26 protein-coding genes and 1 pseudogene are annotated in these 18,857 nt (G+C 31.7%); 23 read left to right on the top strand and 4 right to left on the bottom strand.

The genetic code is table 11. The features are described 5' to 3' along the window. The first annotated feature begins 2 nt into the window (after positions 1 to 2). Positions 3 to 371, top strand: coding sequence for a hypothetical protein (locus STRUR_RS09555; RefSeq protein WP_000728324.1), 369 nt, complete (start codon positions 3 to 5; stop codon positions 369 to 371). Positions 372 to 445: 74 nt separating this feature from the next. Here the strand turns inward: STRUR_RS09555 and STRUR_RS09550 are convergent, their stop codons facing one another. The 3 genes from STRUR_RS09550 to STRUR_RS09540 all read right to left on the bottom strand — a co-directional run bounded on the left by STRUR_RS09550 (position 446) and on the right by STRUR_RS09540 (position 1,727). After that, positions 446 to 868 carry an ImmA/IrrE family metallo-endopeptidase gene (locus tag STRUR_RS09550; protein WP_000366193.1) on the bottom strand — a complete coding sequence of 141 codons (423 nt, stop codon included), beginning with the start codon at positions 866 to 868 and terminating at the stop codon, positions 446 to 448. A 6-nt stretch (positions 869 to 874) separates the two neighbouring features. Further along, positions 875 to 1,213 (bottom strand): helix-turn-helix domain-containing protein, encoded by a 339-nt coding sequence (locus tag STRUR_RS09545; protein WP_000490637.1) that lies wholly within the window; start codon positions 1,211 to 1,213, stop codon positions 875 to 877. Between the two features lie 199 nt (positions 1,214 to 1,412). Further along, the gene (locus STRUR_RS09540; RefSeq protein WP_000491762.1) at positions 1,413 to 1,727 is read right to left on the bottom strand and encodes a helix-turn-helix domain-containing protein; all 315 of its coding nucleotides are present in this window, start codon (positions 1,725 to 1,727) and stop codon (positions 1,413 to 1,415) included. Between the two features lie 753 nt (positions 1,728 to 2,480). Here STRUR_RS09540 and STRUR_RS09535 point away from each other — a divergent pair. From STRUR_RS09535 to STRUR_RS09525, 3 genes are all read left to right on the top strand, one after another. Then, positions 2,481 to 2,825 carry a nucleotidyltransferase family protein gene (locus STRUR_RS09535; RefSeq protein ID WP_006738796.1) on the top strand — a complete coding sequence of 115 codons (345 nt, stop codon included), beginning with the start codon at positions 2,481 to 2,483 and terminating at the stop codon, positions 2,823 to 2,825. Further along, the gene (locus STRUR_RS09530; RefSeq protein ID WP_006740730.1) at positions 2,785 to 3,168 is read left to right on the top strand and encodes a HepT-like ribonuclease domain-containing protein; all 384 of its coding nucleotides are present in this window, start codon (positions 2,785 to 2,787) and stop codon (positions 3,166 to 3,168) included. The genes STRUR_RS09535 and STRUR_RS09530 overlap by 41 nt, the downstream gene beginning before the upstream one ends. Positions 3,169 to 3,340: 172 nt before the next feature. After that, positions 3,341 to 3,673, top strand: a complete 333-nt coding sequence (locus STRUR_RS09525; RefSeq protein WP_006740731.1) for a hypothetical protein — start codon at positions 3,341 to 3,343, stop codon at positions 3,671 to 3,673. Positions 3,674 to 3,723: 50 nt separating this feature from the next. Here STRUR_RS09525 and STRUR_RS11580 read toward each other — a convergent pair whose 3' ends face one another. After that, a complete protein-coding gene (locus STRUR_RS11580; RefSeq protein WP_006739883.1) occupies positions 3,724 to 3,975 on the bottom strand; it encodes a hypothetical protein in 252 nt (83 codons plus the stop codon). 133 nt (positions 3,976 to 4,108) lie between these two features. Here STRUR_RS11580 and STRUR_RS09515 point away from each other — a divergent pair, with 133 nt between their 5' ends. From STRUR_RS09515 to STRUR_RS09425, 19 genes and pseudogenes are all read left to right on the top strand, one after another. Beyond that, on the top strand, positions 4,109 to 4,522 hold the full coding sequence (locus STRUR_RS09515; RefSeq protein WP_006740201.1) for a thioredoxin fold domain-containing protein: 414 nt from the start codon (positions 4,109 to 4,111) through the stop codon (positions 4,520 to 4,522). 146 nt (positions 4,523 to 4,668) lie between these two features. Then, the gene (locus STRUR_RS09510; protein WP_006738412.1) at positions 4,669 to 5,040 is read left to right on the top strand and encodes a hypothetical protein; all 372 of its coding nucleotides are present in this window, start codon (positions 4,669 to 4,671) and stop codon (positions 5,038 to 5,040) included. A gap of 19 nt (positions 5,041 to 5,059) precedes the next feature. Then, positions 5,060 to 7,321 carry an LPXTG cell wall anchor domain-containing protein gene (locus tag STRUR_RS09505; protein ID WP_006739496.1) on the top strand — a complete coding sequence of 754 codons (2,262 nt, stop codon included), beginning with the start codon at positions 5,060 to 5,062 and terminating at the stop codon, positions 7,319 to 7,321. A 97-nt stretch (positions 7,322 to 7,418) separates the two neighbouring features. Then, positions 7,419 to 10,025, top strand: coding sequence for an SspB-related isopeptide-forming adhesin (locus STRUR_RS09500; RefSeq protein WP_006740153.1), 2,607 nt, complete (start codon positions 7,419 to 7,421; stop codon positions 10,023 to 10,025). A gap of 59 nt (positions 10,026 to 10,084) precedes the next feature. Further along, positions 10,085 to 10,381 carry a hypothetical protein gene (locus STRUR_RS09495; protein ID WP_006739202.1) on the top strand — a complete coding sequence of 99 codons (297 nt, stop codon included), beginning with the start codon at positions 10,085 to 10,087 and terminating at the stop codon, positions 10,379 to 10,381. Between the two features lie 21 nt (positions 10,382 to 10,402). After that, positions 10,403 to 10,864, top strand: coding sequence for a hypothetical protein (locus STRUR_RS09490; RefSeq protein ID WP_001062569.1), 462 nt, complete (start codon positions 10,403 to 10,405; stop codon positions 10,862 to 10,864). A 19-nt stretch (positions 10,865 to 10,883) separates the two neighbouring features. Continuing rightward, positions 10,884 to 12,602 (top strand): hypothetical protein, encoded by a 1,719-nt coding sequence (locus STRUR_RS09485; protein ID WP_006739212.1) that lies wholly within the window; start codon positions 10,884 to 10,886, stop codon positions 12,600 to 12,602. 287 nt (positions 12,603 to 12,889) lie between these two features. After that, a complete protein-coding gene (locus STRUR_RS09480) occupies positions 12,890 to 14,122 on the top strand; it encodes a replication initiation factor domain-containing protein (protein WP_006738730.1) in 1,233 nt (410 codons plus the stop codon). A 15-nt stretch (positions 14,123 to 14,137) separates the two neighbouring features. Next, positions 14,138 to 14,515 (top strand): hypothetical protein, encoded by a 378-nt coding sequence (locus STRUR_RS09475; protein ID WP_000287184.1) that lies wholly within the window; start codon positions 14,138 to 14,140, stop codon positions 14,513 to 14,515. Next, the gene (locus STRUR_RS09470; RefSeq protein WP_006739728.1) at positions 14,499 to 14,714 is read left to right on the top strand and encodes a helix-turn-helix domain-containing protein; all 216 of its coding nucleotides are present in this window, start codon (positions 14,499 to 14,501) and stop codon (positions 14,712 to 14,714) included. Before STRUR_RS09475 ends, STRUR_RS09470 begins: the two co-directional genes overlap by 17 nt. Beyond that, the gene (locus tag STRUR_RS09465; protein ID WP_000571928.1) at positions 14,707 to 15,060 is read left to right on the top strand and encodes a helix-turn-helix transcriptional regulator; all 354 of its coding nucleotides are present in this window, start codon (positions 14,707 to 14,709) and stop codon (positions 15,058 to 15,060) included. Before STRUR_RS09470 ends, STRUR_RS09465 begins: the two co-directional genes overlap by 8 nt. A gap of 131 nt (positions 15,061 to 15,191) precedes the next feature. Next, positions 15,192 to 15,464 carry a hypothetical protein gene (locus STRUR_RS09460; protein ID WP_006738396.1) on the top strand — a complete coding sequence of 91 codons (273 nt, stop codon included), beginning with the start codon at positions 15,192 to 15,194 and terminating at the stop codon, positions 15,462 to 15,464. 51 nt (positions 15,465 to 15,515) lie between these two features. After that, positions 15,516 to 15,998 (top strand): antirestriction protein ArdA, encoded by a 483-nt coding sequence (locus STRUR_RS09455; RefSeq protein ID WP_000383282.1) that lies wholly within the window; start codon positions 15,516 to 15,518, stop codon positions 15,996 to 15,998. A 7-nt stretch (positions 15,999 to 16,005) separates the two neighbouring features. Then, positions 16,006 to 16,479, top strand: coding sequence for a hypothetical protein (locus STRUR_RS09450; RefSeq protein ID WP_000560386.1), 474 nt, complete (start codon positions 16,006 to 16,008; stop codon positions 16,477 to 16,479). Positions 16,480 to 16,623: 144 nt separating this feature from the next. After that, complete coding sequence (locus tag STRUR_RS09445) at positions 16,624 to 16,890, top strand: type II toxin-antitoxin system Phd/YefM family antitoxin (protein ID WP_000387490.1); 267 nt, start codon at positions 16,624 to 16,626, stop codon at positions 16,888 to 16,890. After that, positions 16,883 to 17,137 (top strand): Txe/YoeB family addiction module toxin, encoded by a 255-nt coding sequence (locus tag STRUR_RS09440; RefSeq protein WP_000481712.1) that lies wholly within the window; start codon positions 16,883 to 16,885, stop codon positions 17,135 to 17,137. The genes STRUR_RS09445 and STRUR_RS09440 overlap by 8 nt, the downstream gene beginning before the upstream one ends. Before the next feature lie 52 nt (positions 17,138 to 17,189). Continuing rightward, complete coding sequence (locus STRUR_RS09435) at positions 17,190 to 18,143, top strand: conjugal transfer protein (protein WP_006738423.1); 954 nt, start codon at positions 17,190 to 17,192, stop codon at positions 18,141 to 18,143. Positions 18,144 to 18,163: 20 nt separating this feature from the next. Beyond that, a pseudogene (locus STRUR_RS09430) lies at positions 18,164 to 18,432 on the top strand (hypothetical protein). 3 nt (positions 18,433 to 18,435) lie between these two features. Beyond that, on the top strand, positions 18,436 to 18,846 hold the full coding sequence (locus tag STRUR_RS09425) for a conjugal transfer protein (RefSeq protein ID WP_000390748.1): 411 nt from the start codon (positions 18,436 to 18,438) through the stop codon (positions 18,844 to 18,846). Positions 18,847 to 18,857: the final 11 nt, after the last annotated feature.

Here is an 18,857-nt window from a genome sequence, read left to right as displayed (position 1 = left end):
ATATGAAAAAGAAATTAGTTGGCTTTATTGTTCTAGCTTTATCTACACTAATTTTAGTGGCATGTTCTAATGATTCACTTGAAGGTGAATATTATTGGATTAATAAATATAGAAATGATTTGGAGATGACAATCACTAGTAATGCTGGTAGTGTGGATGTTGATGGGAAAGACTATGCTATTGTTAAAGTTGATAATGAAAACAAGCAAATTACAGTTTCGACTGATTATGGAAATAGGACATTTAATATGAAACTTACTAAGGAAGGTAAGGCTGTAAGTCCTAGTGATCACATTGTTTATAAAAAGGGATCAAAAGCATGTGAGGAAGCATTGAAAAAATATGGTTATAAAGAAGTAGGAAAAGAATAGTATTTTATTATATTATATTATATTCTGTTCCATGAAAATTATTTTTCAGAATAAAAAGGAGAGCTAACTAACTACTAGCTCTCTTTTCTGTGATTTCTTAGATAAAATTCTTTAGCAAGATTTTTGATATAAGTTTCATACTTTTCAGGTACACAAGCATTTTTCATATAGTTGATATAGTTAAAAGATTCATCAATCGGATATTCTTCGTTAATTAGATTCATAAAATCTAATATGCGGTCTTTTTCAGCTTGATTTTCGATATGATGTGAATATGAAGAAATATAAGATAAGCAGTTACTCTGATCATTTTTTGTAAAGTGCATTTTTTCATGAAGAATGATGTTAATTTTTTCTATATCTGAAAGACTTTTGTCGACATAAATACAAGGCTTTTCAAGTGTGTTATCATATCTTCCTTTGGTTTTTGGCATATTACAAAATAAGATAGTAATTCCTAAATCTTCCGTTTTTTTAATTACAGTTGATAAATCCATTATTAATTATTGATTTTTAAAGTGTTCAATAAAAGCTTGTGCCATACTTTCTAGCTCATCTTCAGGAATATCAGAAGTTCCATTGTAACCAAGAGATTTTTTTAGGCTCTCTTTTACTTTTTCAATGTCTAAATCGTTGGCATTTTTTTTATTTGTATTTCCTAATAAATAATCGGTAGAGACATTAAAGAAGGAAGCGAATTTTTCAAGCGTTTCTGCACTTGGTTTTTTTTTCCCACTTTCCCATTGTTGGTAAGCAGGTTGAGAAAATCCAAATTGAGAAGCTATATCTTTTTGAGTTAATTTAGCTTCTTTCCGAAGCGATTTTAAGCGTTCTGAGAACATATATTTATACCTTTTGAATTTTTAATATTTTTTAGTGAAAAAACAGTTGACAATAAAAGCTAAAGGTTATATAATTAAAATACAAGCGATAGCTTATCAAAAACTCTTGCAAAAAAGTGTTAAAGTATTTATCAATAATCCTAAAAAGCACTTATTTGAGTACAGAGTTAAAAATTTAGATCATTGATAATTCAATAGATTATTTGATTGTACTAATGACAATGTTCAAAACTTCTTTTACTTTAAAGGCATCTTCTTCTGATAGTGTTTTTCCTTGATAAGTAATAGTTTCAGCTTTTAATAAGTTGTCAAGACTAACAGTACCATCAGATAGTAATTCTTCAATAGATAAATTGAAGAAATTTGCAACTTTCTCAAGTGTTGCGAGAGATGGAGAATTTTTTCCACTTTCCCATTTTGCATAAGCTTGTTGAGAAATATTCATTTGTTCAGCTATTTGTTTTTGAGAGAGCTTGTTGTTAATTCTTAATTCTTTTAGTTTTTTGGAAAACATAAAATTTCTTGAATTTACCTATTGACAAAAACAACCATAAAGTTGTAAAATAATTATAACAACGATACGGTTGTTAGTCAATTCTTTCTATTTGATGTTGAGCAATTAATAATTAGCAAAAGACAACATCGTATAGAAATTAAGAGTGACTAAATAGGTTGCCCATTGATAATTAAATAAAAAGTGCGTCAGACAACACAGCTAAGCTAAGTTGAATAACACACGTAATAAATTCTAGCAAGTTTATTATAACGTGAAATTCTTCAAAAGTAAAGGAGGTTTAGTTTACTAAACCTCAAAGTTGGGATTTTTGTAGGAGGTACTCGGGTTTCGGCTGAGCTAAGGCTCTTAGTAAGAAAAATTCAAAGAATGGGTTGGAATTGCTAATGTTTTCCCGCATTTGTAGAAAAAACAAGAACTGCTCCGATATTATAAGCTTAAAAGGCACGGCGGTGGGGGTTGATCTAAAATAGATTGGCTTAAGACGGGAACGTCGACTGAAAACATGTATATTTGTGGTGACATAGATATATTAAGGTATGCGAGGATATGAGCGTACTAAAGCTTTAAACCAAGGTGTTTTCAGTATACTTAAAATTGAGTTTAAAGTATGATATGTATGAATTTATAAAAGGCGACTATAACTAGTTGTCTTTTTATTTGTATAAAGGGTAGTAATTTTTGCTACCTTTTTTAGAAATATGTGTTTAGTTTACTATATATGATATAATAAGGAAAAAGGAGGTATTTAAAATGGTTTATACATTGGAAGAAATTAAAGAAAAGATACAGCCAATAGCTGAAAAGTATGATTTACCTGCTATTTATCTCTTTGGATCTTATGCAAGAAATGAAGCTGATGAAGATAGTGATATTGATTTAGCAATTGAATTAGGCAATAGTGATTTGTTATGGGGAGGGGTAGCTCCTATGTTAGAGATTGAGGAAGTTTTTGAAATACCTGTTGATTGTTTAACAGTTGAGTCTATATTAGAAGCAAAATCTCCTATTGAAAAAGAGGTTAAGAAAAATTTTGAAAAAGAAAAGGTAATATTGTATGAGAAAAGAACAGTTGGAAAAAGATTATTTGTATCTTAAAGAAATGATTTATTACGCTGAAAAGACATTAGAAGTTATTCCTAAAGCTAATAAATTTGGAATTCCTTTAGATGATGATATGGTTATTGCTTCTTTAACTATGATGATAGGTCAAGTAGGAGAGCAATTAGATAGTCAAAAACTTTCAGAAGAATTTAAAGAAAAGTATAGTTCAGTAGTTGATTGGAAGTTGATAAAAGGTTTTAGAAATTTAGCTTATCATCATTATGGTAGAATTGATGGTGTTCAGGTAATCAATATTGTTAAGAAGTCAATTCCTGAATTGTTAGATGGACTTCGTGTTATTTTAAGACAAGTTGAGCGAGATTTAGCAGAACAATAATATTAATAACTATTTTATTGAGTCATGATTAATTTCATGGCTTTTTTGTTTTTAAAAAGGATACTAAAAAGTATCTTTTTTTAAAACATAGGTTTAGTTTACTATATGTTATAAATAAAGAAATTTGGGGATAAATTGAGGTTTAGGATATAGATTAATATAGGTATAAATAATGGAAATTAAAGATAGACTAAGAGTTAAATTGATTAGGTATTGTTTATTTGAAATAAGAAATTTCATATTATCTCAATATCCACCTGATCTTATGGAAGAGATTAATAAAAAGTTAGGTGATAGGGATGTATATGATCATGGAATGTTGTGGTTTACTTTGATAAATTTGTTACCATTCAATGAATCAATTTCAGAAAAGGTTGATGATATCTTGAAAGATTTAGTAGATGAAACTCGAGATATTTGTAAGAGTAAAGAATTTTTTATGTTTATAGTAGAGAGAATACCTTATTATGATGATAAATTACAAGATTTGATTTTGGAAGAGTAATCTACTAATTTCATAGATATAGCCTAAGTATTTGTTCTATGGTCTGCATATTATCCGCTTAATAGCTGTTGAGTCGTATTCTTTTGAATTTCTAAGCTTAATATTTCTTGGTAAATAGTTTCATAAAAGATAGCATTAGAAGAGGTGTTTATGTTAGGGTTGATAAAGGGATTATTTGGTGTATCTGAATCAAAAAATCTTGAAATTAGTGATAAGAAGATTTCATCTTTAAACAAAGTGGAAGTTGCTTTTTTTGCAAGTTTAAGAGAGGATAGTGAGTGTTTTAGAGATTTGATTGACATAACTGATTCTCCTGAGGTATTGAGTGCAATAGAAGAGCGACTTGACAAAAGGTATTGATAATTTTATTTTATCAAAAATAGTTAATTGAAGGTATTAGGTGTAATAAACATATGATTAAGGAGTTTATTAAAATTGAAAGATGAGAAAATAATATTAAGTAGTTTTATACTCATCTTATTTTTTTGTTTAGGAGCTTGGATTTATCATTGGAATTCAGGTTTTGATAAACGATTAAGTGAGAACGAGTATTACAATACTAAATCTGATAATAAAGTAAATTTAGTATTTTACAAAGCTGGTTGTCCTTATTGTAAAGCAGGAAAAAATGAAGTTACAAATCAAGCGAAAAAAAGTAAAATAGTTACTTATTTCATTAATGTTGAATCAAAAAAAGGTCTTGAAATTGCTAAGAGGTATCATGTGAAATATGCTCCAACAATAGTTGCTATTCGTAAGAATAGTAATAAATCATTTTTATATGCTCATGATAAAGGTAAAAAAATAGTTGTTGAAAAAAATAAAATTAAAGAAGTATTTAGAAGTTAGCTATGGATGATTTCATAGCTTTTTATATTTGTTGAAACCAAGAGTAAACCTCTTCTCTCTCCTCGTAGTAAATGAATTTACTCTTGGTTTGAGCAAATATGCTTTAGATAGAAATTAGATAAAATTAGAAAGGTATTGTATTAATAATGAAATATCAGGAAGGAGATTTAATAAAAAATGTAGAAACAAATGAATCTGAAATAGGAAATACTCGAACTATAAAAATTATTAAAAAGGCTATGTATGATGAATCGTTTAGAAGTGTAAAGGAGTTTTTATATGGAATAGCGATTTATGAAGGAGATAAAGAATTTTATAGACCTACATATCCTTTTGTTAGGTCAAAAGAAGATGTTAAGAATTTAGAAAAGTTTGTGAATACTTATGAGAATGATTTGTTAAATTTTTATTGTAATGGTCATAATTATGATTTTGGTAGATTTGTCTATGGGATTGGTTCTGGAGGAAAAGATCGAGTGAGAGAACAGTGGTTTGCATTAGGTGTAGTTTTTTATTAAATAAAGAAAGAGGTTTAAAATGAATCAAGCAAAAATTATTACAGGTTTAGTAGTTGCAACATTAAGTACAGTAAGCGTAGCAGTAAATGCTGACGAAGTTAAATCATCATCGTTAGAAACAACTGCGAATCAAACTAATAACATTACAGAAGTAACACAAGAACAAGTTGACAGTGCAAAAGCAAAGTCTGATAGAGCAACGAGTGATGTTGAAACACAACAAAATGTAGTTAATACTGCACAAAATCAACAAAATCAAGCTCAACAAACTCTAGTCAATGCAACTAAAAAGTTGAATGCAACACAAAAACTAGCTCAAGAGTCAACTCAAGAAAATAAAGTTAAAGCACAACAAACAATTGATATAGCTAAACAAATGTTGTCGCAGATTGAAGCTAAACAAAAAACTGCTGAAACTGAACAAGTCAAAGCGCAAGAAGCTGTTAAAGCACAACAAATAGTTGTTGCACACGATAAGCAAGACGTTGCAACTAAGACAACTGATGTTAAACAAGCTCAATCATCAGTGGATAGAGCTAAAGATGCTCTGACTAATACTACAGTTAATAGTGATTTAAATAAAGCACAGTCAAACGTCACAACTAAGACAGCTGATGTTAAAACTGCGACAGATGCACTTACAAAAGCACAAGCGACTGATAAAACACTTACTAATCAAAAAGCAAAAGCACAACAAAATCTTGATAACGCAAAACAAAATTTATCTGTTAAAGATGCACAGTTAGCACAAGCTAATGCTACTGTTAACCAGAATAAGTTTAAAACTGCTCTAGGGCAAAGTCATTATTACAATCAACGTGACGGCGCATGGGCTAGCGTATATGGAGGGCATACTTTTGCTTCAACTGGATGTGTACCTTCGGCTTTAGCGATGGTTTATTCTGATTTATCACGCAAGACAGTTACACCAAAGGAAGTTGCGGATTATCTTTTTAACCAAACAAATGAATTTAATAAGAATTTTGGTGGAACAAGTGGAAGAGGTATTGTTGAAGCTACTAAAGCGTTTGGCTATGTTGTGACTCATTTAGCAAGTCAAAATGCTATAAAAGAAGCTTTGAAAGCAGGTCATCATGTTGTTGCTGCTGTACAAAATAATAAATTCAGTCCTTGGGGACCTCAATACAGTCACGAAATTGTATTGAGAGGTAGTTCAAATGGCAATACGTATGTTTATGATCCGTATAACCGTGATAACAATGGTTTTTACAGTGTTGACCGCATTTGGAATGAACAGTCACGAGATAGTATTGATACTGCTGGTGTAGGTGTACCGTTCTTCTCAATTATGACTAAAGATATGGCTAATGCCTTAACTAAGCAGTCACAAGCTTTAGCAAGGCAACAAGTTGCTCAAAGACAATTAAATGATGCACAAGCTAAAGCAACAGGTCTTAATGCAGTAACTATGCAGACACCGATTGCACAAGCTAATTTGATTAAAGCACAGTCTAATTTAAAAGATGCTCAAGATGCACTCACTAAAGCACAAGAAGCAGTTAAATTAGCAAATCAAGATAGTGTTAAAAAACAAGCTGACTTAACAAAAGCAGAGTCTAAATTAATAGATGCTCAAAAGCAATTAGCAGATGCACAAGTTAAATTGACGACAAATACAACTAAACTCAATCAATTAAAACAAGTGTTAGCAGAAGCAAGTCAACAAGTAGCACAAGCAAATCAAGATTACAAGCAAGCTAAAGATAATCTAACACAAAAAACTGCTTATCTTACAAATCTACGCAATGCACAAGCTAATTTGCTTAAAGTACAGTCTGATGTAGCACAAGCTAAAGATAACTTAGCAAATAAGATTGCTAAGTTACAAAGAGAAGTAGCTTATTTACAAGAGTTAAAAACTAAAGCAGTAGATGCGCAATCACAATATCAAAAAGTTTTATCAGCTTATAAGTCAGTTTTAGAAGCTAAAGAAAAACTGAAATTAGCAGAAGAAAAAGCTCAAATTGAGAAAGTAAGACAAGAAGCAGTAGCAGTAGTTGATGAAACAGGTAAAATTACTAGTTATATTACTTCTAAACCAAAACTGCAAGAAGCTGTTAAAGCACAACAAATAGTTGTTGCTAACGATAAGAAAGACGTTGTAACTAAGACAGTTGATGTTGAACAAATATCAGTTGTAAAATCTAGTGTCTTGCCATCAACTGGTGATGCTAAGACAGGTTTAATTGCAGTTTTAGGTATGCTGTTATCTTTAAGTGGGTTTTTAGGTATACGTAAAAATAATAAGAATAATATTTAATAATAAGGAGGATGGTTTATGTGTGATATTTTGAGGGCGAGATCGCCTTCTTTTTTTGTCTAAAAAATAGAAATCAAAAAAAATCAAAGGAGAAAATATGAATAATACACAACAAGGTCACGGATTTTTCCGCAAATCAAAGGCGTACGGCTTAGTATGTGCTATTGCACTAGCAGGTGCATTTACATTAGCTACTAGTCAAGTGTCTGCTGATCAAGTTACAACTCAAGCAACAACTCAAACAGTAACGCAAAATCAAGCAGAAACAGTAACATCAACTCAACTTGATAAAGCAGTAGATACAGCTAAAATTGTAGGTGTAGCTGTTACAACCACAGCTGCAGTTAATCATGCGACAACTACTGATGCACAAGCTGACTTATCTAATCAAACACAAACAGTTAAAGATGTCACTGCAAAAGCGCAAGCTAATACACAAGCTATTAAGAATGCTTCTGCAGAAAATGCAAAAATTGATGCGGAAAATAAAGCAGAAGCAGAGCGTATTGCCCAACAAAATAAAGCAGGACAAGAAGCTGTAGATGCTCGTAATAAAGCAGGACAAGAAGCTGTAGATGCTCGAAACAAAGCTAAACAACAAGCTCAAGATGATCAGAAATCAAAAATTGATGCGGAAAATAAAGCAGAAGCAGAACGTATTAATAAGCTTAATGCAGAAGCTCAAGCGAATGTCGACAATCAAAATAAGATTGCTCGATTAAAAGCAGATCAAACAAATGCTCAATTAAAAGCTAATTATGAAAAAGCAAAATTAGCTTACGAAAAAGCCGTTGAAGATAGAAAGAATCTTGTTGCTTATGACGTTACTTTCGATGGCTTTGGCAAATCCGAAACAGCTACTGGTTTTGGACAAAAAACAGCTGATGTTGTAACAGTGGATAAAGATGGCAATTTTGTCATTTCAGAACCACAATTTGATACTGATGGTACCTTTGGTCATACTAAAGTAACTGGTAAATTTAACTATACTGTCAACTTTGATGAGAAGACACAGAGTGCTGTAGTAACAATCACAGGTGTTCAATTAAATAGTTGGCAGTTAGATATTACTCGTAAAACAACTGCCGTCAATCATGACATCACAGCAACTTATAAAGATTTAGCGGGTAATGTACTCTATACAACTAAATACGATGGTCTACAATCTATTGGTGCACAGACTATTAATAAATCATTTGCTTTTAATAAGGTCATTACCTTGGCAGATGGTCAAAGCTCTGATGAATTAATGTTCCTGAAAACAGAACCTCGATGGCTTGTTTCAGCTCCATCTAGTTTATATGCAAAACTAACTTATAAAACAGCACCATTACCTGAAAAGCCAATAGAGCCTAAAATGGTTACTCCTGATTTAAAAAATTACACCCCAGTGCCATTTGTACCAAAAGATTATAAACCGCAACCAATCACTCCTGAAACTTTCACTCCTGAGAAATTCACCCCAGCGCAACCTAAAGTAAAACCACATGTAGCAATCCCCGAAAAGGTTAACTACTCAGTTAGTGTTCACCCTGTTTTGGTTCCAGCTGCTAATCCTTCAAAAGCTGTCATTGATGAAGCAGGTCAATCCGTTAATGGTAAAACCGTATTACCAAATGCAACATTAGACTATGTAGCTAAACAAAACTTTAGTCAATACAAAGGTATTAAAGCTTCTGCAGAAGCTATTGCCAAGGGTTTTGCTTTTGTGGATCAACCAAATGAAGCGTTAGGAGAGTTGACTGTTAAGTCTATCAAAGCATCTAATGGTGATGATGTATCAAGCTTGTTAGAAATGCGTCATGTTTTATCAAAAGATACTTTAGACCAAAAACTTCAATCTCTTATTAAAGAAGCAGGAATCAGCCCTGTCGGTGAGTTTTACATGTGGATTGCAAAAGATCCACAAGCTTTTTATAAAGCTTATGTACAAAAAGGTCTAGATATTACTTATAACTTATCATTTAAAGTTAAAAAAGAGTTTACTAAAGGTCAAATTCAAAATGGTGTTGCACAGATTGATTTCGGAAATGGTTACACAGGTAATATTGTAGTCAACGATTTGACAACTCCAGAAGTCCATAAAGATGTGTTAGACAAAGAAGATGGGAAATCTATTAACAATGGTACTGTCAAATTAGGTGATGAAGTGACCTACAAGCTTGAGGGCTGGGTTGTACCAGCAAACCGTGGTTACGATCTTTTTGAATACAAATTTGTGGATCAATTACAACGCACACATGATCTTTACTTACGTGATAAAGTGGTCGCTAAAGTTGATGTGACATTAAAAGATGGTACAGTCATTAAAAAAGGGACTAATTTAGGAGAGTACACAGAAACAGTTTACAACCAAACGACAGGTCGTTATGAGCTTGCCTTTAAAAAAGAGTTTTTAGCTAAGGTTTCTCGTGAATCAGAATTTGGTGCAGATGATTTTATTGTAGTTAAACGTATTAAGGCAGGTGATGTTTACAATACTGCTGATTTATATGTTAATGGATATAAAGTTAAGTCTGAAACTGTGGTAACACATACTCCTGAGAAACCAAAACCAGTTGAACCCAAAAAAGGTGTACCAACTACCCCAGCTAAAGGTTTACCTCAAACGGGTGAAGCAGGCATGTCATCACTTACAGCAATTGGAGCAATTATCTTGTCTGCTCTTGGATTTGCAGGGGTCAAAAAACGTAAAGAAAATTAAACAGTCAATGTTCAGAAGCACTTGAAAAAGTGCTTCTTATTTTTAGAAAAGAGGAAATTATGAAACAAGAAACATTAGTATTACTACCACAATTTATTGGCGATGCCATTTATGAAGGGTTTGAAGCTGGTCCATCTCAAATGAATGGAAAAAAAGGTTCTTATATAAGACATATTTTGTTTAATGAAAAACATGGTAAGTTTTATGTTTATACACCTGCATCATCTCGTGTGATTGGGAATGGAAAAATGGTAAGGGTTGAAAAACCGTTATTGTTTATTGATACATCTAATTATGGAAGAAATATTGAACCCGCAAAAAATGTCTGGGCTGAAAAACTAGTAGAAGTGAAATAAGGAAAGTAGAGGATTAGAAGTATGGCAAAAATTGGTTTAAACTTTGGAGAAAAATTACAAATTGCAGATAAGGAATATCGTACCTTTAATGATGGATTGGATGTAAATGTTTTGTTAGGAGATTTAACTTGGAGACGATATGAAGAACCAGTTCAATTTACGGAAGATGATACGACACAACCACCAGATAGATTTGGTCGTTATCCACAAAAACCAACAGGTGAAGTGAAGTGGAATGATATTGCAGTATTTAGTACTGCTCAAAATGAAACAATTTTTGTTTCAATTACTGATATGCCTTCTTATGCAATTGAAGATTTAGGTCTTAAATTGGGTGACCCTATTGAATTAAGTGATGTTGTTGTGACATGGTCTAACGTTTCAGGTGGTATGTTTAAAATTTTTGCATCATCACTTAAGAAAAAGGATGTTGCAAATAATGGAAACGCATCAAAAAATGAAGCATCTAAAGTTAATAAATAAACGGTAAAGGAGGGGTAATTTGGCTCGTTTAATACCACAATATAGAGGGATTAAGGTAAAACCATATATGAGGTATATGAGTTATTACCTTTTTTCTTTTCTATTTATTTTGTTTTTGACACCTGTAGGCGTGTATAGTTATTACTATTTAGATTTGTTAAAAATGATGGATAAAATGTCTATGATCAGTGTAGGTACAGGTTTGTTTTTAGCATTTTTTGTTTCTTGGTATTTGACTTGGTTTTTGCAAGAAGCTAATCCATTATTTAATAAACTAGATCGATTAAAAAGAATGTCTAAGTTTTTATATGAGAATGGCTATGTTTATGAAAAACGTAAAAAATCAAATAAGAAAACTAAGACAAAATATCGTTTTCCAAAAGTTTATGTGAAACAAGGTAAGTATGATTTAAGTGTTTCATTTGAAATGGCTGGAGGAAAATTTCAAAAGAAATTTAAGGATATTGGTGGAGAATTAGAAGATACTTTTTTCATGGATTTTATGGAAAAAACTGATGATCCACGTTTTAAAATTTACAAATTAGCTTATTCGGCTTTTTTATCTCGTATTACGGTTAAAGATGTTATGTGGGATAAGGACAAGGGTATAAAGCTAATGGCTGGTTATTATTGGGATTTTATTAATGATCCTCATTTATTAGTTGCTGGTGGTACTGGTGGAGGTAAAACGGTATTACTAAGGTCAATCCTTCGTTGTCTTGCGGAAATTGGAGTTTGTGATATATGTGACCCTAAAAGAGCCGATTTTGTTACTATGTCAGATTTATCAGCTTTTGAAGGAAGAATTGCATTTGAAAAAGCTGATATTATTGAGAAGTTTGAAAATGCGATAACAATTATGTTTGCACGTTATGATTTTGTTCGAAATGAAATGAAGCGTTTAGGTCATAAGGATATGAAAAAGTTTTATGATTATGGATTGGAACCTTATTTTTTTGTATGTGATGAATATAATGCTTTAATGAGTTCTTTGTCTTATCAGGAACGTGAGATTGTAGATAATGCATTTACTCAATATATATTGTTAGGACGTCAGGTTGGATGTAATGCGATTATAGCAATGCAAAAACCTAGTGCTGATGATCTTCCCACTAAAATTAGATCTAATATGATGCATCATATTTCTGTTGGTCGTCTTGATGATGGCGGTTATATGATGATGTTTGGTGATGAAAATAGGAATAAGGAGTTTAGGTTTATTAAATATCTTGCTGGTCGTCGTATTTATGGTCGAGGTTATTCGGCTGTTTTTGGTGAAGTAGCAAGAGAATTTTATTCTCCTTTATTGCCTAAAAATTTCTCTTTTTATGATGCTTTTGAAAAAATAAATAGGCACAAAAATCCATTTGATCCGACAGAAAATCATGAAGTTTCTAAGGCAATTCTTAAAGATGAATCGTTAAGAGAATTTGTAGAAAAAACGTCTGACAATGAGTTACCTAAAGGTTCAGTAGGATTTGATTTTGATGATGAAATGGAGGAAATGGAAAATATGAGTATTGGTGATTTAGCTAAGAAAACAGGTTTTTCATTTGGTAAGATTAAGAATTTAATAGATATGATTGAAAAAGATAATTATATGACTTTTAGTCGTGAAGATGAAAAGGTTGTATTAAATGATTCTGATGCAGTCGTCTTAGAAAGTTTACTGACACAAAAAGATGAATTTGAGGGTAGCTGGAAAGAGTTACTATTGAATTATTTTAAGGGTGAATAGTAGATGAAGGGTATTTTTTAAATATCCTTCTGTAAAGCCCTAGTGTAGCTGTAGGCGTAGTGTAGCGTAGCGAAAACGGACACGCCGGACACAGCGCACACACTAGGGCTTTACAGAGGGATTTATCAATTTTAAAACCCCCGTTTTCTAATAGGGGGGTAAGAAATGAAAAATTTCGAATTTTAACCCCCAAAAACCTATATGTATCAAGGGTTTTCAGATTTTTAAAGGTGGGTCATTTTAGTGAAAAAAGTGGGTCACTAATCCTAAGAAGGAGTTTGTTTATTGTGGATGCTATCTATTTAAAAAAATTTCGAAAGAAAACAGGTCTAAAACAAAAGGAATTTGCTTTAAGTTCTGGTTTGACATTGAAATCACTTAGAAACTATGAGCAAGGAAAGCGGAAGTTGACACTTGAAAAGTATCAAGAGATAAAATCACATTTTGGATATCTAGTAGAAAATGATAGTTCACGATTACAAGTGATGATTGATTATGTCAGAATTACGTTAAAGGATGTTAGGGATCTTGAATTTTTCTGTCGTAACTTTTTGCACTGCGCATTTAAAGAATTTCAGCCTTTTGAATCCAAGTTGATGAATTATAATCATCTTTGGAAGCGTGGAGATATTTGGATATTTGATTTTGCGGATAAACATGAAATAGGTAATTTTCAAATCACGATTCAATTATCTGGTCGTGGATGTCGACAACTAGAATTGTTGATGGAAACTGAAAAATTTACATGGCATGATTGGTTAAGTTATCTAAGAAATTCATATCGTGATGATATGAATGTGACACGTTTTGATATTGCTATTGATGAATTGTATCTGGGTAAGGATAGAGAAAATGAACAGTTTCATTTGTCAGATATGATTTCAAAATATTATCGTCATGAGTTAGATTTTGAAAGTTTGAGAACTTGGAATTACATCGGTGGCGGTTCTTTAAATTTTTCGGATATGGAAGAGATTGAGCAGAATAGACAAGGGATATCGCTTTATTTTGGTAGTCGTCAATCAGAAATGTACTTTAACTTTTATGAAAAACGTTACGAAATCGCAAAGCAGGAAGGAATTACTGTTGAAGAAGCATTAGAAATTTTTGAGTTGTGGAATCGTTACGAAATACGCTTATCACAAAGTAAAGCTAATTCAGTGGTGGATGAATTTATATCTGGGGTCTCAATTGGTGAAATATCTAGAGGGTTAATTGTTAGTAAAATTGACGTGTATGATGGGAAAAATGAATATGGGTCTTTTCAAGCTGATAAGAAATGGCAATTAATGTTTGGAGGTGTTGAGCCTTTAAAATTTGTTACAAAGCCAGAGGCTTATAGTATTGAACGAACCTTACGTTGGTTAAGTGATTCTGTTTCTCCGTCTTTAGCTATGATAAGAGAGTATGACATGATTGTGGATGGTGACTATTTACAAACCATTCTTAATTCTGGGGAAGTCAATGAGCGTGGGGAGAAGATACTTGACAGTATCAAAGCTAGCTTAGGTATTTTGTAGGAGGTAAGTTTTGTTTTGTATAGTAACCGAGAATTTGCTTATTTTGTTAATAGACGAAATAATTTGGATAAAATGATTGATTTACTAGTTTTTATGATTCCTGATCGTGAGTTTTATTATCCTGAAATTAATCAAGGTGAATTAAGTGACTATCAAAAAGATATTTTTGATCTCATTCAATTTGGCTATTGTGGTGTCTATGAAGTTAAGAAAGAATATGAAGATAAACTTCAACAGTTAGCAACATTGAAACGAAAGTTACTTAAGTTTGGTTTGCTTATGCAACCTTTAGAAAAGCAAAAAGAGATAGTTATTCGTTTAGCTGGTAAATATCGTTTGGAAAAAAGAATTCTGATGAGAAGGGAAATGTTTAGAGATGAAGAAGTTGACTAATTTTCCACAAAAACTAAGAGAAGAGCGAAAAAAAAGAGGATTTACTCAACAAGAAGTTGCTGATAAAATTGGTATTAATAGAGGATCGTATTCAAATTGGGAAAATGGGAAAAGAGAACCGACTTTAGAAAATGTCGTAAAGCTAGCAAAATTATTTAAAACAACTACAGATTTTTTATTGGGGGTAACAGATGATTGAAAATTTTGCACTTAATTTAATTCGTTTACGCAAACAAAAAGGTCTATCTCAAAAAGAACTTGCCAAAAAAATAGGAATGTTACCGCAAACCATTTCAAATATTGAAAATCAAAAAGGCTATCCTACATTTTCAAACTTGGATAAAATTGCTCGATATTTCAATGTCTCGGCAACGGAACTTTTTGGAACACCACAACAAATTGAATTAGAAAGAGTAATGTTTCAAACTGATGAATATAGCCGTAAAGCAGAAAAGATTTTGTCTGCTGTTTCGGTTTTTGAAAATTTTGTAAAGAAATATGATTATCAAAAGATTATAGAATTTGGTTTGAGTTTAAAAGAATAAAAAATACAAAAGTAAGTAGGCTACCCCTACTCTTTTTATTTTGGGAGGAAATTATGTTTATTAGAAGTCCAACTAAAGTTAGAAACAATTTGTAAATTATTAATATTCAATAGAAAAAGAGGAAAAGAAAAATGTCAAATACACGTTCAGAAGCAGATAAAAAGTTGTTAGTGGTTACTCAGGAGCTATCAGAACTGTTGACTAGTCATCAGTATGAACAGTCGTGGGAAAAAGCTGGAGAGTTAAATAGCTTACTTAAGAGACGTGAGGAATTCACTTTACCAGGTTATATGGTCGATATGATTCAACAACATTTGAAGTCATACTACTACCAAAATAATATGATTAATAAGGCTCATAAGTCTATGTCAGCGATTGGTCATAAACTACAAGAATTTCATTAAGATTGAGAGCGAGTCAATGACTTGCTCCTTTTTAATTAAGGAGTGTCAAAAATGGATGTTAGTGCAATTGTTAGAGATATAAAAACTGGTAGAGCTACGTTAGTTTGTTTTCCTGTGGAGATGAATGAGCTTAAGTTAGCTTTGGGTCTTCGTGAAGAAGATGATTTAGAGTATATTATTGCAGATTCAGATTGTCAGTTACTAAAAGAACATGATTCTATTGAGATGATTAATCAATTTGTTGAACTGGTAGAGAATGTTGATAGTGAACTTGTTAAAGCAGTGCATCAGGTAATAGGTTATACTGCCTCAGACTTTGTGGATTATGATTTTAATTTTGGTGATTGTTGTTTACTGTCTGATGTCACAACTAGACGAGAACTAGGTGAATATTATTTCGATGAATTAGGCGTACAAGGAGTTGGTAAAGAGGCTCTGGAGATGTATTTTGATCATGAAGCTTATGGTCGAGATATTGACTTAGAAAGCCAAGGTGGTTTTTCAGACTACGGATATGTCGAAATATCAGGGTAAGTAGATAATGATTGCAATTATAAGGACTCGTGAAAAAGGTAGAAGTCAATTTTTATGTGAGTTAGACATCATGCAGTTTACGGAAAATCAAGTAAGAAACCGTATGATAGAAAAAGGCATTAAGGATGATGCCTTTTTTATTTGTGGTTTTTCTGATTGGAATGTTGATAGGATTATGTCACTTACAGAAGTCTATCTTTTAAAAAGATGTATTGAAGGACTTTATGATGGTGATGACTATATTGTTCAATATCTTTTGAAAAAAGGTTTATCAGTTCATTCAATAGTGACAAAATATTATATATTTTTGTCAAATAATGAAAATAAAGTAATGAAATATATCTTAAGGAAAGTTGAATTTGATTCTTTAATTGATTTTTGGCAACGGTCAGTAACTTGGGTAAATGCTTTAAATGCTTATATTGAAGAAGGAATAGTATTAAACACCTCAAAAGGTTTTTACGTGTTAAAAACAGAATGAGGAGGTAATTGGAAGCTTAACGATAATTTATGTATTGTTATCATTTGTAAGTTATTTATTTAGTGATTATCAAAACCAAAACTTGTACAACATGTTGTCAAATGATATAATAACAACATATCTAGTAAAGTTGAGGTGATTAATATGGAGGCTATTGTTTATTCACATTTTAGAAATAATTTAAAAGATTATATGAAGAAGGTCAATGATGAATTTGAGCCTTTGATTGTAGTTAATAAAAATCCTGATGAAAATATAGTGGTTTTATCTCAAGATAGCTGGGAAAGTTTACAAGAAACGATTCGTTTGATGGAAAATGATTATCTATCACATAAGGTTATTAATGGTATATCACAAGTTAAAGAGAAGCAAGTCACTAAACATGGTTTAATTGAGGTAGAAGATGTTTAATTTTACTGAAGAAGCATGGAAAGATTATGTTTCTTGGCAACAGGAAGATAAAAAAATCTTGAAACGAATTAATCGTTTGATAGAAGATATTAAAAGAGACCCGTTTGAAGGCATTGGAAAACCAGAACCTTTAAAATACCATTATTCAGGGGCTTGGTCTCGAAGAATTACAGAAGAACATAGGTTGATTTATATGATAGAAGATGGAGAAATCTATTTTTTATCTTTTAGAGATCATTATAAGTAGAAGTAGTCGCTAAAAAAAGTGACTGCTTTTTTATTTTATAGAAAGGGGTTAAATGATTGATATACAAAAAATAAAAAAGTTTCTATTGAGATATACAAAGAAAGAAGAGGGAGGTAAACAGCCTAAGACAAAAGAAGTAAAGCAAAGGACAGCCAATTTTATTGTCTATGGTATCTTAGGTTTGTTATTTATTGTAGGATTTTTTGGATCATTGAGGGCAATTGGCTTATCTAATCAGGTACAACATTTAAAAGAAACAGTTATTGCTGTAGAAAAAAAGTCAAAACATAAGAAAACTGACGATTCATTAGATATATCTAGAATTCAGTATTACATGAATAATTTTGTCTACTACTATATCAACTATTCACAAGATACTGCAGATCAAAGAAAAACAGAATTAGAAAATTATTATTCTTTCTCAACTGCCAGTATGACAGATGATGTTAGAAAGTCTAGGACTTTGCAGACACAACGTTTAATAAGTGTTGAAAAAGAAAAAGATTACTATATAGCTTTGATGCGTATTGGTTATGAAGTTGATAAAAAATCATATCAGATTAACTTGGCTGTTCCTTTTCAGATGCAAAGAGGATTGCTTGCAATCGTTAGTCAACCTTATACTGTGGCAGAAGATTTGTATTTAGGTAAATCTAAAGCATTTGAGAAGAAAACATTAGATCAAGTCAAGGAACTATCGAAAGAACAAGTAAGTTCTATTCAAAAGTTTTTACCAGTTTTTTTTAATAAATATGCCTTAAGTAACAAGACAGACTTGAAACTGTTAATGAAAACTCCAGAACTGATGGGGAAAGGATTTAAAGTTAGTGAGCTAGATCTTAATAATGCGATTTATTATCAAGAAAAAAAGCATCAAGTCGTGCAATTATCAGTAACTTTTGAAGATCTTGTAACAGGTGGCACACGATCAGAAAACTTTACATTATATTTATCTAAAGCAGACAATGGTTGGTATGTTGAAGAGATGTATCATTATTTTAAATAGAGGTGTAAGAGAGGGAAAAAATGAATTTAGTAAAAGTGAATAGTGTTATTTTAGCAGGTGGTCCCAACGTTTCAGGACTGAAGCAATTTTTTCAAGGTGATGGGATTTACCTCATTAGTGTAATTGCTGTCTTTATAATTGCTAAAAATTGGAAAGAAGCTAATTGGTTAAAAGTTTTCTCAACCTTAGCTATTTATGCCATTATTGTATCAATGCTTAAAGGTCAACAGATTCTATCTTTCTTAGGTGGAATGTGCTTCGCTGGTTTGGTGTTGAGACTGGGTTATAAGTTATGGAAGAAGAAAAATATTTTGATTACAGCAGGGGCTTGAATGCTCCTTACTGGATTCAGGAAGTTAAAACGGCAAAAGGCAAAGTGATTTGGTATTTTTCTACACCTATGCAGTTATCATTTTTTATTGTTTTCTTTATCATCTTAATGTTGATGCTGACGGTATGTTCTCCATTAATGCAGGTGTTAAATGCTTTAACGCATTCCGTTTCAATGCTCTTGTATTGGTTTGTTCCAAGCAAGTTAGCGAAATTTTATGTAGAATATGAACCGCAAGGAAAAAAGATGCATATCTTTTTGTGGGATTATCTGGTTTATCTCAAAGATTTTGGGTTAAATAAAAAAGGGATTTATCAAGGAGAACGTGTTGACATTGTAGAGGAAATAGTTTTTGAGAAGACGAAAATATAAAGACTAAGAAA

Source organism: Streptococcus urinalis 2285-97 (genome assembly GCF_000188055.2).
Lineage (GTDB): Bacteria > Bacillota > Bacilli > Lactobacillales > Streptococcaceae > Streptococcus > Streptococcus urinalis.
This window is presented reverse-complemented; position numbering and strand designations above follow the sequence as displayed.